This is a genomic window from Burkholderia alba (genome assembly GCF_034721475.1).
Lineage (GTDB): Bacteria > Pseudomonadota > Gammaproteobacteria > Burkholderiales > Burkholderiaceae > Burkholderia > Burkholderia alba.
Map to the genome: position 1 here is coordinate 250,039 of NZ_JAWJWL010000006.1, position 16,172 is coordinate 266,210.

Here is a 16,172-nt window from a genome sequence, read left to right on the forward strand (position 1 = left end):
CGAATCATGAATCCGATCGAACTTTCCTTTGAATTCTTTCCGCCCAAGACGGCGGACGGCGTCGACAAGCTGCGCGCGACGCGGGCGCAGCTGCTGACGCTGAAGCCGAAGTTCTTCTCCGTGACGTTCGGCGCGGGCGGCTCGACGCAGCAGGGCACGCTCGACACGGTGCTCGACATGCAGAAGAGCGGTCTCGAAGCGGCGCCTCACCTGTCGTGCGTGGGCTCGTCGAAGGACAGCCTGCGGGCGATTCTCGACCAATACCGTTCGCACGGCATCCGCCATATCGTCGCGCTGCGCGGCGACCTGCCGTCCGGGATGGGCGAGGTGGGCGAGCTGCGCTATGCGTCGGAACTCGTCGCCTTCATCCGCGCCGAGCACGGCGACTGGTTCCGGATCGAAGTGGCCGCGTACCCGGAATACCACCCGCAGGCACGTTCGCCGAAACACGATCTGGAGAACTTCGCGCGCAAGGTGAAGGCGGGGGCGAATTCGGCGATCACGCAGTATTTCTTCAATGCGGATGCGTATTTCCGCTTCGTCGACGACGCGAAGAAGCTCGGCGTCGACGTACCGATCGTGCCGGGCATCATGCCGATCACGAATTTCTCGCAGCTGATGCGCTTCTCGGAGATGTGCGGTGCGGAAGTGCCGCGCTGGGTGGCGCGCCGGCTCGAAAGCTTCGGCGACGACAAGGACTCGATCCGCGCGTTCGGCGCCGATGTCGTGACCGGGCTGTGCCGGCGCCTGATCGACGCGGGCGTGCCGGGGCTGCACTTCTACACGCTGAACAGCGCGGTGGCGACCAAGGCCGTGTGCGAACGGCTGGGTGTGTAGCGACCGACGCGGCCCCGGGGCGGCCCCGGTCCGCACGATGCCGCAACGAGGCGAGCCTGGCTCGCCTTTTTTTTCGCGCGTGCCTGATGCGCGCGACGTGGGGCGGGACGAGAGGAGCCCGATCGCGCTTGTATTCCCGGGCCGTGGCGGAGGGCGCGTCAGCCCGGCGACGGCGATTCGGATTCGATGATCCCCGATGCCGGACTTCGGCGTGCTCTCCCGGACGGCATCTCCAGGGTGCCCTGGCCTTGTCGGAACGGGGGGCGCGCCGGACGGACGGGGCATGCCGATTGCGCCGGATCAACCGGGCACATCGAACCCGGACGTCTTTCTCTTGTTGGGCGCATCGATTCGCGTCACCCCTGTGCCCGCGCAAGCGGCGGCCGCTTATCGAACCACGGTCGAGCCAGTTCGAATTGCCGCGCAAGCTGCAGCAGCAGCGCGTCGTCGCCGTGGCGCGCGACGAACTGCGTGCCGATCGGCAGGCCGCGCGGCGTCCAGTACAGCGGCACCGACATCGCCGGCTGCCCCGTCAGATTGAACAGTTCGGTGCAGCCCGCCCACGCGAACGCCTTCTTCGACGATTTCGCCAGCATTTCCTTCAGCAGCGGCTTGATGGGCAGGGCCGAGAGCATCTTCATCTGCATGTTCTCGAACGGCGTCGGGCGCATTTCGCCGATCTTGATCGGCGGCGCCGCGAGCGACGCGCACAGGATCACGTCGCAATGCGACAGCGCGCTCGCGACCGCGACGGTGATCTGGCGCTGCAGCTCCAACGTGTCGGGCAGGCGCGCGCGGGCGAGCCGGCGGCCGACCTCGGCCATGGTCCACGACGCCAGTTCGAATTCGCCGCGCCGAGGCTTTCGGCCGGTGAACTGCTGCGCGCCAAGCACCACGTCTTCGGCGATGGTCGCCCAGATCGTCAGGAAAACCTCGGCGGCCTGCGCGAAATCGATCCGCAGCGCGACAGGCTCCACCTGATGGCCGAGCGATGCGGCGAGCGCGGCGGCATCGTCGAGCGCGGCGAGCACGTCGGCGGACAGCGCCGGCGCGAACATCGGATCCGTCACGTAGCCGATTCGCAGCGGCCGCGGCGGCGCGTCGAGTGCGCCGAGATAGGTGTCCGGCGCGCCGGTCCCGCCCGCGCGGCCGGTCGTGATGTCGAGCAGCAGCGCGCTGTCGCGCACGCTGCGCGATACGGCGTGCTCGACCACCAGTTCGCCGGCATGCGGAATGGATGCGAGCGCCGGGTTGCGCGACGGCTTCAGTCCGAAAATGCCGCAGCACGAGGCCGGAATGCGGATCGATCCGCCGCCGTCGGACGCATGCGCGAGCGGCACGATCCCGGCGGCGACTGCGGCCGCGGCGCCGCCGCTCGATCCGCCCGGCGTGTGGTCGAGATTCCACGGGTTGCGGCAGGCGCCGAACAGTTCGGGTTCGGTGTAGGGCATCTGCCCGAATTCCGACGTGTTGGTCTTGCCGAAGAGGTTGAGGCCGGCGGCGCGGGACAGGGCGATCACGGGCGAATCGGCAGCCGGCACGTAATCGCGGTAGTGACGGCTGCCCATCGACAGCGGCAATCCGGCCACGGCCGCGCCGAGATCCTTCGCGAGATACGGAACTCCGGCGAACGGTCCTTCCAGCGCGCCGTCGCGCACGCGCTCGCGCGCCGCCTCGTAGTCGTTCAGCACGATCGCGTTGAGTGCGGGATTGAGCGCTTCGGCGCGGCCGATCGCCGCGTCGAGCAGTTCGCGCGCGCTGGCCTTGCGGTGGGCGACAAGCTCGGCGAGCCCGATCGCATCGTGAGCCGGATAATCGGATTGCACCGTCTGTTACCCCCGTTGGTGACGTTGGGTGATGGATCAGGCAGGGCGGCCCGGCCCGCCGCGCGGCGCGGGCCGGCGGGTCGAGCTTACAGGTGTTCGGCGAGGAAAGTCAGCGTGCGGCCGTGCGCGAGCGCGGCGGCGTGCTGGTTGTACGACGCGCGGTCGGTGCAGTTGAAGCCGTGCTCCGCGTCCGCGTACAGGTGGAATCCGGCGTTGGCGCGACCGGCGAATGCGGCCTTCACCTGGGCGACCGCGTCGGCCGGGATGGCGTGGTCATGGCCGGCGTAATGGAACAGGATCGGCTGCGCGATCCGGTCCGCGACGTCGACGCGGTTCTGGATGCCGCCGCCGTAATAGGCGACCGCGGCATCGACCGATCCCGCCGCCGCCGCGAGATACGCGAGGCGGCCGCCGAAGCAGTAGCCGATCGCGGCGATCTTGCCGCCGACCTCGGGCCGCGCGCGCAGTGCCGCCGCAGCCGCGCCGAGGTCGGCCACCGCCTGCTCGACGTTGGTCTTCTGCATCAACTCGATGCCCTTGTCGCGATCCGCGCCTTCATAGGTGAGTTCGACTCGCGGCTGCGTGCGCCAGAACACGTCGGGCGCGAGCGCGACGTAGCCGTCCGCCGCGTACTGGTCGGCGACCGCGCGGATGTGGCTGTTCACGCCGAAAATTTCCTGAACGACGATGATGCCCGGCCCCTTGCCGCGCTTCGGCAGCGCGAGGTAGCCGCCGAAGGTGTCGGGGCCGGCGGGAATGTCGATCCATTGCGAAGCCATGCAGATCTCCTGGCAAGCGAAGCCGCCCGGTGCGACGGCGGCTTCGACGGTGAAAGGGCGGGTCAGTGTGCCATCAATCGATGCGGCGTGCAGTCCGGCGGCGCAAGCCTTCTCGCCGTGCGATCGTTTCGATCTGGATTATTCATTTTTCATCGGCTCCGCGCTTCGGTACAGTCGATTCACCGTTCGATTGACAAAGCGCTTTCGCGGCGCACGTCCCGAGGATCCCGTGATGACTGCCCGTTTCGTATCGTCTCCGTTCGCCGAACGTTTCGATCTGCGCCTGCCGCTCGTGCAGGCGCCGATGGTCGGCGCGACCACGCCCGCGCTCGTCGCGGCCGCGTCCAATGCCGGCGCGCTGGGCAGCCTCGGCGGTGCGTCGTTCGCGCCGGAGAAACTTGCGGCCGAGGTGTCGGCGGTGCGGGCGGCCACGCGCCGGCCGTTTGCCGTCAATCTGTTCGCGTTGCCCGATGCGCAGCCCGACGACGCCACCGTGCGCCGCGCGCTCGCCGCGATCGATCCGCTGCGCGCCGTGTTCGGCCTGCCGCCGGGCGTGCCGCCCGCGCGCTATGCGCCGGACTTCCGCGCGCAGCTCGACACCTTGATCGAACTGCGCGTGCCGGTCGCGAGCTTCACGTTCGGCGTGCTGGCCCGCGAGGATGTCGCGCGCTTGAAGGCCGCGGGCATCTATGTGATCGGCACGGCGACGCATGTCGCGGAAGGGCTCGCCTGGCTGGCAGCCGGCGCGGATGCGATTTCCGCGCAGGGCGCGGAAGCGGGCGGCCATCGCGGCACCTTCATCGGCGCGGCCGAGGATGCGCTGATCGGCACGATGGCGCTGGTGCCGCAGCTCGTCGATGCGACCGGGCTGCCGGTGCTCGCGGCGGGCGGCATCATGGACGGCCGCGGCATCGCGGCGGCGCTGGCGCTCGGCGCGCAGGGCGCGCAGCTCGGCACCGCGTTCCTCGCCTGCGTGGAGAGCGCGATCGCGCCGGACTGGAAAGCGCGGCTGCTGGCGAGCGGCGACACGGCGACCGCCGTCACCCGCGCGATCACCGGACGCCATGCGCGCGGGATCCGCAATACCTTGATGGCGCGGCTCGGCGCGCAGCTCGATACGGTCGCGCCGTACCCGGTCCAGAATGCGCTGACGCAGGAATTGCGGCAGGCCGCGGCGCGCGCGAACGACGGCGAGTATCTGTCGCTGTGGTCGGGCCAGGGCGCACCGCTCGGGCGGGTACGCGGCGATCGCACTACGACCGCCGGGCTGATCGATGCGCTCGACGCCGAGTGGCGCGCGGCAGCATCGCGCACGGGTGCCGCCGCAGGCTGAAAAACCGTCGCGCCCGCGCGGTTCGACGCGCGCCGTCCGCGCCCCGCGGCGGCCGCGTCTCAGTGAATTCTTTCAGCCCGAAGGCCTTGATTCAAAACATTATCGGCCGCCCGCAATCCACCATTAATTCTGCCTTTCATTTCCGATCCTAATTAGCGGAAACCCTTATCCCGTGGGGGTTTCGAGCGATCCGGAACGCGATCGTCTCGAATGCGATATTGGTAGTCGTCCCACTTTCCCAAAAAGATCCCACAAATTAATTTGATCACCTACACTTGCGCGCAAGTACGCGGAGGCGCCCGCTAAAAGCGGGCGTGTCGCGTGCTTGAGGCCAAGTGCATGAACGATGCATCCGGCGATTCGTCCAGTGACAAGTCATCATGAAGCACGGGGATGGAGCGGGGCACGGGCGATGGCGTTTTTTGGGACCGAAACTGGAGACTTATATGAATATCAAGATGCAAAGGCTGTTGCCGATTAGCGCGGCAGCGATGCTGTTTGCCGCAGCCGCGACGAATGCGGCGGCCGATCAAGTCGTCAAGATCGGTCACGTCGCACCGTTGACGGGGGGGATCGCCCACCTGGGCAAGGACAACGAAAACGGCGCGCGCCTCGCGGTCGAGGAGATCAACGCGAAGGGCCTCACGATCGGCGGCGAAAAGATCACGCTCCAGCTCGACGCGCAGGACGATGCGGCCGACCCGCGCACGGCGACGCAGGTGGCGCAGAAGCTCGTCGACGACAAGGTCGTCGCGGTCGTCGGTCACTTGAACTCCGGCACGTCGATCCCGGCATCGAAGATCTACAGCGATGCGGGCATCGTGCAGATCTCGCCGTCGGCAACCAATCCGGCTTACACGCAGCAGGGCTTCAAGACGACCTATCGCGTCGTTGCAACCGACGCGCAGCAAGGTCCGGCGCTCGCGAACTACGCGCAGTCGAAGGGCATCAAGAGCGTTGCCGTGGTCGACGACTCGACCGCCTACGGCCAGGGTCTCGCGAACGAATTCGAGAAGAGGGCGAAGGCGCTCGGCCTGAAGGTGATGTCGCACGACGCGACCAACGACAAGGCGGTCGACTTCCGCGCGATTCTGACCAAGATCAAGGGCGAGAATCCGGACGCGATCATGTACGGCGGCATGGATGCGACGGGCGGCCCGTTCGCGAAACAGGCGAAGCAGCTCGGCCTGCGCGCGAAGATCCTTGCGGGCGACGGCGTGTGTACCGAGCAGCTGTCGGACCTGGCCGGCGACGCGGTCGAGAACGTGGTGTGCTCGCAGGCGGGGGCGGCGCTCGAGAAGATGCCGGGCGGCTCGGCGTTCCAGGCGAAGTACCAGAAGCGTTTCGGCCAGCCGATCCAGATCTATTCGCCGTTCACGTATGACGCGGTGTACATCATCGTCGATGCGATGAAGCGCGCGAATTCGACCGATCCGGCGAAGATTCTCGCGGTGATGCCGACGACGGACTACAAGGGCGTGATCGGTGAAACGGTGTTCGACTCGAAGGGCGACCTGAAGCACGGCGTCATTTCGCTGTACGACTACAAGGGCGGCAAGAAGTCGTTCCTCGACCAGGTGAAGATGTAATTATTCAGCGGCGAACGGAGGGGTCGAAGCGCGCATGCCGACAGGCATGCGCGCTTTGTTTTTTGGGCGGTGCGTTGACGACGGTTTTTTCGACGTGCGCGTTTTCGACATGCGCGTGTGCGACGTATGCCGCGCAGACAAGCGCGCCGGCGGCAGCATGTGCGATGCGCGCCGCGCGTTACACCTTGAGGCGGCCCAGCACTTTCGGCGCGACGAGCGCAACCAGCGCCGAGCAGAGCGCGACGACGGACAGGCCGGCCGGGAGGCTGACCGCTTGCGTGACGGCGCCGATCACGACCGGCCCGAAGAGCAGGCCGAAGTAGGCCAGGCCCGCGACGTGCGCGAGCCCTTCGGCCGCGTGGATTCCCTCGACGCGCGCGGCGGCGGCGAACAACACGGGCATCATGTTCGCGAGACCCAGGCCCATCAGCGTGAAGCCGAACAGCGCGACGGCCGGATGCGGCAGCAGCAATGCGGCAATCATCCCGGCGCACGCGAGCGATGCGCTGGCGAACACGAGCTGCGGTGCGCCGAAACGGGCACGGACCGCGTCGCCCGCGAAGCGGGCCGCCGCCATTCCTCCGCAGAACGCCGCATAGGCGGCACTCGCGAGCGCGGGTGACGCGGCGACGACGTCGCGCATGTAGACCGTCGCCCAGTCATACATCGCCCCCTCGGCGATCAAGGCGACCAGCGCGATCGCGCCGAGCATCCACAACGCCGACGAACGCCAGCGGCTCGCGCCGCCGCCGTGCGCGGGATCGGTGTGCGGTACGTGGGGCAGGACTGACGGACAGGCCGCCAGCAAGACCCCCGCGCCGACGAGCGCCGCGAGCGCCAGGTGGACGGCGGGCGCCATGCCGGCCGACAGCAGCGCGCCGCCTGCGGCGGCCCCCGCCATGCCGCCGACGCTGAACATCCCGTGCAGCATCGACATGATCGGTTGACCCGCCGCGTTCTCGACCGCGCTGGCTTCGGCGTTCATCGCGACGTCGAACGTCGCCATCGAGAAGCCGAACAGCGCGAGCACCGCCAGCAGCAGCGGATAGGACGGCACGATCAGGATCAGCGCCGCGCAGGCCGACATCGCAACGCCACCGGCGAGGCACGCGGTGCGGGTGCCGACGCGCGCAATCCAGCGCGCGTTGGTCGTCATCGCGGCGATCGAGCCGAGCGCCACCGCGAGCAGCGCGAAAGACAGCAGCGCCGGGCTCAGCGCGAAGCGATCGCGCACGGTCGGCACGTGCACGCCCCACGATGCATAGATCATCCCCGCGACGAAGAACAGCGCCATCGTCGCGATCCGCGACCGCTTCCTCGCCGTGGCGGACAGATCGCGGTGAGCGGCGGGCAGCGAAGCGAAATCGGGGGAGGATGGATCTGACACGGGAAACTCGTGGAGAAACGTGGAAATGGCGGTATGCGAGCGGCGAAGCTGACGATGCGCGGTCGGAGACCAGCGCCCGATTCTAGCCGAGCGATCCGGCGCGCGCTTGCGGGCGCGCGCGAAGCGGGCGATCCTGTCCGCTTCGCGCCAGATCCCGTCGCCGGGTATCGCGCGCTATTGTTATTGTCTTTCGATGCAAGGATCACGCCGTTGAATATTCCCGCCGATTTGCCGCTACACCTGCTGCACCGCAACGGGCTCGGTACGCTCGCGACACACGCGCGTTCGCCCGAGGGGTTCCCGTATCCGACCGTCATGCCGTTTGCGCTCGATGCACGGCACCGGCCGGTGATACTCGTGAGCGGGCTCGCCGAGCACACGCGCAATCTGGCCGCCGATCCGCGTGCCGGGTTCCTGGTGGTGGACGAGCCGGACAGCGTCGCGTCCGGCGGCGCGGAGCCGGAAGGCGGCGTGCTGAATGCCGCGCGCGTGACGCTGGTCGGCCGCTTCGAGCGGATCGACGACGATCCATCCCTGACCCAGCGCTATCTGCGCTATCACCCGGACGCCGCGCGCTATGTCGCGCTCGGCGATTTCTCGTTCTGGGCGCTGGTCTGCCAGCGGATGCGCTATATCGGCGGATTCGGCCAGATGGGCTGGCTCGACGCGGACGCGCTCGATCCGCTGCCGCCGCTGTCGTTCGACGAAGAGCAGGCACTGTGGGCCGCCGCCGACCGGCCGCCGTTGCACCGCGCCGGACTCGCTCTGCTGGGCGTCGACCGCTACGGCGCGGACTGGCGCCGGGACGGCCGCCGGGTACGCACGCCGTTCGATGCGCCGAAAACCGACCCGGCCGCCGTCGCGGCGGCGCTTCAAACCGTCGCACCCTCCCTGTCCCTGCCGACGCGCACGTAAGCGTTGTCCGCGGGGGGTTATAACGGGCGTGCTGCGTTTATTTAACAAGATAAGACGGGGCGCCACACGAGAATCGAGGGCAAACCTTTCGTTTGATGAAAACTTCCATTTAAGTCGCACGCCCCAATTGCGCATTCTGAAAGCTTAAAATATGCACTGAAATAGCCTAATGTTCGCTCCTGGTAAGCGATAATTGAAAATGAAGCGCTTGCTGGTCAAATTGAACAATCAAATCACAAAAGACAACATTTATTTTCTGTCTCATCGCATTCGCCGATTTCTTTTTTGTGCTAATCTCTGCCCTCATTATCCGAGGCATTGTTATAGTTAAATGGCGAGCCGGCTCCAGATCGGTGTCATTTGGTCAGATAAAAAGGGAATTTATGTCTTCTTACAAAGATCTTCTTGCGCAGCGTGAGAAGCTGGAGAAGCAAATCGAAGAAGCAAAGTCGCGTGAATACGCGGAAGTGCTGAATGATGTGAAGCAGAAGATCGCCGACTACGGCTTTACGCTCGCCGAACTCGGTCTTGGCCGCGGCAAGGGCGGCAAGGTCGGTCGTCCGCGCGCGGGCGTGGCGGCGAAATATCGCGATCCGGAAAGCGGCGCGACGTGGTCGGGCCGCGGCAAGCCGCCGCGCTGGATCGCCGGCAAAAACCGCGAACAATTCGCGATCTGACGGCTGTTCCGCTGTTTGGCGCAAAGGCTACGCCCCCTGCAGGGGTGCGTGGCCTTTTGTGTTTTATCCGCCGGCGGGATGGGCGGAATATCTCCCGGAAGCGCCGCCTCGCCGGGTAAATGAAAACGCTACGCATTTTCATAAGCGGTTGATTTTGCAGGTTTTTCTTTGCGTCGGCGCACCGTTTGCCGCCCGCGCTTGATAGAATCCGGATATCCGTTCCAGATATCTGGTATTTCATGTCCACATTTTCCAAAGACGATCCGAGTTCGGAAAAACACGCGGTTGCGCGCAAGAGTACATTCGTCAGTATTGTGGTCAATGTGGTCCTGGCCACACTGCAGATCCTGATCGGTGTTATTGCCCATTCACAGGCATTGATTGCGGACGGCGTCCACTCGTTATCGGATTTGGTATCCGATTTCATTGTGCTGATCGCCAACCGGCATAGCGGAGCGAAACCTGATGCCGACCATAATTACGGTCATAGCCGCTACGAAACCGTCGGGTCCTTATTTCTTGGCGCGATCCTGATTACGGTCGGGATCGGCATGTTGTGGCGGGCGGGAGACCGGATCGTCCATCTCGACGAGATTCCCGACGTGCACGCGATTGCGCTGGCGGTCGCCGTTATCGTCCTGTTCTCGAAGGAAGCGCTGTTTCGCTACATGCTGCGCGAGGCGCAGCGCGTGCGGTCGGCCCTGCTGGTCGCCAATGCGTGGCACGCCCGCTCGGACGCGGCGTCGTCGCTGGTGGTCGCGATCGGCATCATCGGCAGCCTGGCCGGCGTGAAGCTGCTCGATCCGATCGCGGCGGCCATCGTCGGTTTCATGGTGGCGCGCATGGGCTGGACGTTCGGCTGGGACGCCCTGCAGGATCTGTCCGACCGGGCGCTCGACGAAGAGGCGTCCGCCGAGATCCGCGCCCTGCTGGCGGCGACCCCCGGCGTGCTCGACGTGCATGACCTGCGCACTCGCAAGATGGGCGATTCGGCGCTCGTCGACGCGCATATCCTGGTCGATCCGATGATTTCCGTGTCCGAAGGGCATTTCATCGCCGAATCGGCGCGGGCGCGGGCGCTGACCGACAAACGCGTGCTCGACGCGCTGATCCACGTTGATCCGGAAAACGACGCCGCGCGGCGTCCGGCGCTGGGGCTGCCGCCGCGCAGCCAGGTGGCGGCGCGGATCGAGGCCGAGCTGGCGAGCCGGGGTCTGCGGCCGTCGGCGGTCAACCTGCATTACCTCAGTACCGGGCTCGAAATCGACATCACGCTCGCGCCCGACGCCCGCAATGGCGCCCCGGATCCGGCCGGACAGCTCGATCCGGACGCGCTGAAGCGGGCATTCGGCGCGCGGCGGGTCGGCATCGCCCGCGCGCTGGCCGCCGATCCGCATCCGGCGGGTTCCGGGCTATCGGCGTAGGCCGGCCGTCGCGGCCGGTTCAGAGCGGCAGTTGGGTATCGAACTTGATTTCGCGCAGCACGACGCTCGTCCGGACCTGCGAGACCGCCGGGATCTTGAAGATGCGTTCGTGCAGGAACACATCGTAGGCCTTGATGTCGGGCGCGACGATCTTGAGGATGTAATCGGCTTCGCCGGTCGTGCTGTAGCACTCGGTGACTTCGGGACAGGTCGCGATTTCGCGCTCGAACTGCTCGACGCCGCCCTCATTGTGGCGGGTCAGGTGGACGTGCGCGAGCGCGCAGACGTGCAGGCCGAGCTTTTCCCGATCGAGCAGCGCGGTGTAGCGCTGGATCACGCCCGACTGCTCCATATCCTTGATGCGGCGCCAGCAAGGCGTGCTGGAGAGACCGACCTGATCGGAAATCTCCTGCACGGAACGGCGCGCGTCGAGCTGCAACAGGCGAAGGATTTTTTGCGAAAAGGTATCGAGAGTCACCTGTGCCTCCAAGGCGGGTACACCATTTCCGAATGGTAGAGGCCGGCGAAAAGAAACGCAATCCAGGGTGGTCAAAGCGAGCGATATTCGCTAGCCCGCCGGTTCATCCGTAGCATTTTGTACTGTATCGGCCGCATCGTTGCGCAACGGATGCTGCGCTTGCTGCACTCGCAGCTCGGCCAGCATGTTGCAGAACAGCGCGCCTTGCTCGATCGCATCGTCGAGCGCGACATGGGTGTGCGGATGGTCGTCGAACCAGCGCTTGGGGAAGCGCGGCTTGATCGCCTTGCGGTACGGCAGGCCGGTCATCGCGAACGCGAGCGTCTTGATGTCGAGCGCCGACCACGAGAACGGACAGCGTCCGGCGAAGCGCATCATGTACCAGAACATATAGGTGAAGTCGAAGCCCGCCGGCATCGCGACGAATACCGGCTTGCCGGGCAGCGCCTCCACCCATTCGACATAGGCGTTCAGCGCGGCCTCCGGCTGCTGCAGATCCTTCCGGCACGCGGCCCACGCGTCCGGCTGGGTTTTCCACCACGCCTCCTGGACCGGATGCGCGGTCGCGCCGGGCAGCGTCTCGAGGTTCGCGGAGAAGGTGGCGATCAGTTGCTTGTCTTCCGTGTAGGCGGCGGACGCGAAGCTCAGCATGGAGTGCGGGCCGGGAATCGGACCGTCCGCCTCGACATCGGTGCTGACGTAGATTTCCTGGCTCATCCTGCCACTCCGTCCGCGACGAACGGATTCGTCCTGCGCTCGTCGCCGAACGTCGATACCGGGCCGTGGCCCGGCACGAACGTGATGTCGTCGCCGAGCGGCCAGAGCTTGGTGCGGATCGAGCGGATCAGGTCCGCATGATTGCCGCGCGGGAAGTCGGTGCGGCCGATCGAGCCCGCGAACAGCACGTCGCCGACGATCGCGAGCCGGTGCGCGCGGCTGAAGAACACGACGTGCCCGGGCGTGTGGCCGGGGCAGTGATAGACCTCGAGCGTCTCGGCGCCGAACGTGACGGTCTCGCCGTCGTTCAGCCAGCGGTCCGGCTCGAATGCGTCCGCGGCGGGAAAGCCGAAGCGTTCGCTCTGCGCCGGCAGCTTCTCGATCCAGAAACGCTCGTCTTCCTGCGGTCCCTCGATCTGCACGCCGTAGTGCGCGGCCAGCGTTTTCGCGCCTGCGCAGTGATCGATGTGGCCGTGCGTGAGCAGCACTTTCTCGACCTGCACGTTCTGCCGCGCGACTTCCTGCTGGATAACGTCGAGGTCGCCGCCGGGGTCGACGACGGCGGCTCGTCCCGTGGTTTCGCAGACGAGCAGCGAGCAGTTCTGCTGGAACGGCGTGACGGGAATGAGTGTGACTTTCATGAGCGATGCGCCGGCTAAAAGCATCGATTGTACTGGTCGCGCGGGAGGCCCGTCCGTCGTCCGCCGCGGCTGCACCGGTGCAAATGAATCAAATATCGATTGTTACGCCCAGAGTGAGAATCAATGGTCGAACCCGGCCGTTTTTGAGGCGGCCATTTCGGTTATGTATAATGCGGCCCATTGTGCGTGGAAGACCACGCAATCAACAGGCGTTCCGGCACCGTATAAACGGTGCTTGGCGCGCTGTCAATGCACTAGCCGCCGGAATCTCGGCGGTGCATCTTGGTACCGATTCGTTCGGTACTCACGTCTTGTCCGGCCGGGCGCCACGCGCCCGCTGCGGCCTTGCTGCCGCGACGCCGGATGAGGCCTGTGCCGCCGTTCCTGTGCGTCTGAGTCTGCGACGCGCGCGAACGTGGAAGCCATGTTCGATGGCGGCATGTGGGGTCTGGTCAGGCTGCCGGGGACAGGTTGCGCCAGACGTGAAAGCTAATCAGGACGGTAGCGGCAGTACGTCAGCCGCACCAGTGCAAGCGCCTGCTCGTCCGAGCGGGGCGTGCGCGCATATCCGTCCGGGCCGCATCGGCAGTATGGCGGCCCGCACCAGTAGGCGACACGTCGATGAAATTTCGATTACCGAGACACTTCGGGACACTAGCGGTATTTTTTGCACTGACAGGCTGCGCGATGCCGCCTGGCGCGCCCGAGCAAACGGGCAGCGCGAAACCGAAAGACGCGTTGCGCACGGCTTCCGACACCACGGACTCGGGCACGCAGCTGAACTTCGACACGGCGCTGGCCTCGATGCCCGCCGTCGATACGGCGGACGCCGCGCGCGCATCGCTCGCCGATGCGCAGCCGCTCGATGCGGCGGATGTGTCCGACTTCCGCCAGGCCGGCAGGGCCTCGTGGTACGGCAAGGGCTTCCACGGCCGCCGCACCGCGAACGGCGAACGCTTCAACATGAATGCGCTGACCGCCGCGCATCGCACGCTGCCGCTTGCGTCGTACATCCGCGTGACGAATCAGGCGAACGGCAAATCGGTGGTCGTGAAGGTCAACGACCGGGGGCCGTTCTCGCGCGGACGGGTGCTCGATCTGTCGTATGCCGCCGCGAAGGTAATCGGTCTCGTGCATTCCGGCACCGGCCGGGTGAAGATCCAGGGCCTTTCGCCGCAGGAAGCGCGGGTTGCGCGCGACGAGATGCTCGCGTCGACCGCCGCGAAGTAAGCGCGCCGCTTTCCGTTTCGTTTCACCCGTCGTTCAGCCAGGGGCCGCTTTGCGCGGCCCTTGTGCTTTTTGAGCTCCGCCGCTCTGTTTCAGGCGTCCTTGAGCGTCAGCGCCCGCGCGTACAGCGTATTGCGCGACGCCCCCGTCAGCGCCGCCGCCAGCTTCGCCGCGCTTTTCACCGGGACCTCTTCCAACAGCAGCTTCAGCAGATCGTCGTGGGCGCTTTCGTCCCCATCGTCGTCCTGCTGGGGGGCGCCTTCGACCACCAGCACGAATTCGCCGCGCTGCCGGTTCGCATCCGCTTCCAGCCACGTTGGCCCTTCGGCCAGGGTTCCCTGGAACAGGTCCTCGTGTAATTTCGTGAGTTCACGCGCAATCAACAGGCGGCGGGCGCCGCCGAGCGTGTCGGCCAGCGCCGCGACCGTCTCGACGATGCGGTGCGGCGCTTCGTAGAACACGAGGGCGTAGGGGTGCGCCTTCAACTGCTGCAAGGCGCCGGCGCGTTGTTTGGCCTTGGGCGGCAGGAAGCCCGCAAAAGTGAACGGGCCGGCCCAGTCGCCCGCGACGCTGAGCGCCGCGGCGGCTGCGTTGGCGCCGGGCAGCGGAATCACCCCGAAGCCGGCCGCGCGCACCGCATCCACCAGTTTCGCGCCCGGATCGGAAATGCCCGGTGTGCCCGCGTCGGAGACGTACGCGATCCGCTCGCCCGCGCGCAAATGGTCGATCAGCTTCACGGCGGCGGCGCGCTCGTTGTGTTCGTGCACGGCCACGAGCGGTTTCGAGATGCCGTAGCGCGCCAGCAGTTGGCCGGTGTTGCGCGTGTCTTCGGCGGCGATGCGGTCGACCAGCGCCAGCACGTGCAGCGCGCGCAGCGTGATGTCGGCGGTATTGCCGATCGGCGTTGCGACCACATAGAGCGTGCTGTCCGGGTAGTGCTGCGCTTGCGCGAGTTCGAGGAGGGGCGTCATGACACAAAAGGCGCGGAGCGGCGGCGCAGGCAGAAGAAGCTCCGCATTGTGCCACGCGGATGCGGCGCCGGAGACGGCCGGGCGGGAACGCGGGCGGGCCGCGGCGCGCGACAACTTTTCGGCGGCGGCGGAGTCCAAGCGCGTCGGAGCGGCGTTCGAGCAGCGGGCGCGAGGGTTCCTCGAACGCGCGCATCTGGTGTTCGTCGCGGCCAATGTGGTCGTGCGCGGCGGCGAGATCGATCTCGTGATGCGCGATCGAGACGGCACGCTGGTATTCGTCGAGGTGCGCGCCCGCGCCAGCGGACGCTACGGCGGCGCGGCCGCGAGCGTCGGCAGGCGCAAGCAGCAGCGCATCGTGCATGCGGCGCAGGCGGTCTGGGCGCGCGACGGCGGCGGCCGGGCATGCCGCTTCGATGTGGTCGCGTTCGAGGGCGGCCGGCTCGTCTGGTTGCGTGATGCGTTTCGCGCGGACGAAGTCTAGGGACGGGATGCGATGACGACAGCGCCTTGCGGCGACCGGTGCGGGAGAGGCGGTTTTTGGGAACGAGCGTCGTTGGCCGGATTGCGGCGTCGATCGGTGCGCGTCCGTTCGCGCACATGCGGTCGCGCGCTTCGCGAGCCCGCGATCGGCGTGAACCGGCCCAGGTTGTGTCGAGATGTAAACAGATGCGGCGAACGGCCCGGTGACGTGCTCGGAGTACGGTAAACTCGCGGCACTCACGATGCCGCGCGACTCGGATCGCGCGTAGTACCCGATAGGAATCGATGTCAGTCGAACGTATTCAGCAACATATCCGCGACAGCGCGACGCTCACGCTCGAGGCATTGGACGCGCTGTCCCTGCCGATCGCGGCGGCCGTCGACGCGATGTTCATGGCGCTCGCGAACGGCAACAAGATCGTCGCGTGCGGCGACGGCCCGTCCGCCGCTGCGGCGGCACGGCTCGCCGGCGCGCTGATCGGCGGTTTCGAGCGCGAGCGGCCGGGGCTGCCCGGTCTGGCGCTTGCCACCGATGCGAGCCAGACCGGCACCTTCGTCGGCGGCGAGGCCGCCGACCAGATTTTCGCGCAGCAGGTGCGTGCCTTCGGCCAGATGGGCGACGTGCTGCTGGCGCTCGACCCGCTCGGCGAATCGGTGCGCGTGCTTGCCGCCGTCGACGAGGCGCGCGAGCGCGAGATGACCGTCGTTGCGCTGACCGGCAGCGGCGGCGGACGCCTGGGCGCCACGCTGGCCGATATCGATATTCATATCTGCGTGCCGTCCAACCGGACGATGCGTATTCAGGAAGTCCATCTGCTGACCATCCATTGCCTGTGCGACGGCATCGACGCGATGCTGCTGGGCGAGGATTGATTCCAAGGAGAGCTGTCG

General features: G+C 66.7%; 16 protein-coding genes. 9 read left to right on the plus strand and 7 right to left on the minus strand.

The features are described 5' to 3' along the window. Positions 1-6: 6 nt before the first annotated feature. Complete coding sequence (gene metF / locus RZR99_RS09135; RefSeq protein ID WP_323119424.1) at positions 7-837, plus strand: methylenetetrahydrofolate reductase [NAD(P)H]; 831 nt, start codon at positions 7-9, stop codon at positions 835-837. A 356-nt stretch (positions 838-1,193) separates the two neighbouring features. Here metF and RZR99_RS09140 read toward each other — a convergent pair whose 3' ends face one another. Together RZR99_RS09140 and RZR99_RS09145 are read right to left on the minus strand one after the other, a co-directional pair. Next, a complete protein-coding gene (locus RZR99_RS09140; RefSeq protein ID WP_323119425.1) occupies positions 1,194-2,663 on the minus strand; it encodes an amidase in 1,470 nt (489 codons plus the stop codon). An 86-nt stretch (positions 2,664-2,749) separates the two neighbouring features. Continuing rightward, a complete protein-coding gene (locus RZR99_RS09145; protein WP_323119426.1) occupies positions 2,750-3,442 on the minus strand; it encodes a dienelactone hydrolase family protein in 693 nt (230 codons plus the stop codon). Positions 3,443-3,674: 232 nt separating this feature from the next. Between RZR99_RS09145 and RZR99_RS09150 the strand changes: the two genes are divergently transcribed. Continuing rightward, entirely contained in the window at positions 3,675-4,775 is a 1,101-nt protein-coding gene (locus tag RZR99_RS09150; protein ID WP_323119427.1) for an NAD(P)H-dependent flavin oxidoreductase, read from the plus strand. Positions 4,776-5,221: 446 nt separating this feature from the next. Beyond that, entirely contained in the window at positions 5,222-6,364 is a 1,143-nt protein-coding gene (locus RZR99_RS09155; RefSeq protein WP_323119428.1) for a branched-chain amino acid ABC transporter substrate-binding protein, read from the plus strand. Positions 6,365-6,542: 178 nt separating this feature from the next. On the opposite strand, the gene RZR99_RS09160 is transcribed toward RZR99_RS09155, so the two are convergent. Next, complete coding sequence (locus RZR99_RS09160; protein WP_323119429.1) at positions 6,543-7,751, minus strand: MFS transporter; 1,209 nt, start codon at positions 7,749-7,751, stop codon at positions 6,543-6,545. A gap of 210 nt (positions 7,752-7,961) precedes the next feature. Here RZR99_RS09160 and RZR99_RS09165 point away from each other — a divergent pair, with 210 nt between their 5' ends. The 3 genes from RZR99_RS09165 (at position 7,962) to RZR99_RS09175 (ending at position 10,767) form a co-directional block, all read left to right on the plus strand. Further along, positions 7,962-8,666 carry a HugZ family pyridoxamine 5'-phosphate oxidase gene (locus RZR99_RS09165; RefSeq protein ID WP_323119430.1) on the plus strand — a complete coding sequence of 235 codons (705 nt, stop codon included), beginning with the start codon at positions 7,962-7,964 and terminating at the stop codon, positions 8,664-8,666. Positions 8,667-9,049: 383 nt separating this feature from the next. Next, positions 9,050-9,343 (plus strand): H-NS histone family protein, encoded by a 294-nt coding sequence (locus tag RZR99_RS09170; RefSeq protein ID WP_323119481.1) that lies wholly within the window; start codon positions 9,050-9,052, stop codon positions 9,341-9,343. Positions 9,344-9,582: 239 nt separating this feature from the next. Then, the gene (locus tag RZR99_RS09175; protein WP_323119482.1) at positions 9,583-10,767 is read left to right on the plus strand and encodes a cation diffusion facilitator family transporter; all 1,185 of its coding nucleotides are present in this window, start codon (positions 9,583-9,585) and stop codon (positions 10,765-10,767) included. Positions 10,768-10,786: 19 nt separating this feature from the next. Here RZR99_RS09175 and RZR99_RS09180 read toward each other — a convergent pair whose 3' ends face one another. The 3 genes from RZR99_RS09180 to RZR99_RS09190 all read right to left on the minus strand — a co-directional run bounded on the left by RZR99_RS09180 (position 10,787) and on the right by RZR99_RS09190 (position 12,603). Beyond that, entirely contained in the window at positions 10,787-11,245 is a 459-nt protein-coding gene (locus tag RZR99_RS09180) for an Lrp/AsnC family transcriptional regulator (RefSeq protein WP_252981918.1), read from the minus strand. A gap of 90 nt (positions 11,246-11,335) precedes the next feature. Continuing rightward, entirely contained in the window at positions 11,336-11,962 is a 627-nt protein-coding gene (locus tag RZR99_RS09185; protein WP_407655422.1) for a 3'-5' exonuclease family protein, read from the minus strand. After that, positions 11,959-12,603 carry an MBL fold metallo-hydrolase gene (locus RZR99_RS09190; RefSeq protein ID WP_323119431.1) on the minus strand — a complete coding sequence of 215 codons (645 nt, stop codon included), beginning with the start codon at positions 12,601-12,603 and terminating at the stop codon, positions 11,959-11,961. Before RZR99_RS09190 ends, RZR99_RS09185 begins: the two co-directional genes overlap by 4 nt. 621 nt (positions 12,604-13,224) lie before the next feature. Here RZR99_RS09190 and RZR99_RS09195 point away from each other — a divergent pair. Next, positions 13,225-13,833, plus strand: coding sequence for a septal ring lytic transglycosylase RlpA family protein (locus RZR99_RS09195; RefSeq protein ID WP_323119432.1), 609 nt, complete (start codon positions 13,225-13,227; stop codon positions 13,831-13,833). An 89-nt stretch (positions 13,834-13,922) separates the two neighbouring features. Here the strand turns inward: RZR99_RS09195 and rsmI are convergent, their stop codons facing one another. Continuing rightward, positions 13,923-14,801, minus strand: coding sequence for a 16S rRNA (cytidine(1402)-2'-O)-methyltransferase (gene rsmI, locus RZR99_RS09200; RefSeq protein WP_323119433.1), 879 nt, complete (start codon positions 14,799-14,801; stop codon positions 13,923-13,925). A 46-nt stretch (positions 14,802-14,847) separates the two neighbouring features. Here rsmI and RZR99_RS09205 point away from each other — a divergent pair, with 46 nt between their 5' ends. Both RZR99_RS09205 and RZR99_RS09210 read left to right on the plus strand, forming a co-directional pair. Further along, positions 14,848-15,282 (plus strand): YraN family protein, encoded by a 435-nt coding sequence (locus RZR99_RS09205; protein ID WP_407655425.1) that lies wholly within the window; start codon positions 14,848-14,850, stop codon positions 15,280-15,282. A gap of 284 nt (positions 15,283-15,566) precedes the next feature. Further along, positions 15,567-16,154, plus strand: a complete 588-nt coding sequence (locus RZR99_RS09210) for an SIS domain-containing protein (RefSeq protein ID WP_323119435.1) — start codon at positions 15,567-15,569, stop codon at positions 16,152-16,154. Positions 16,155-16,172: the final 18 nt, after the last annotated feature.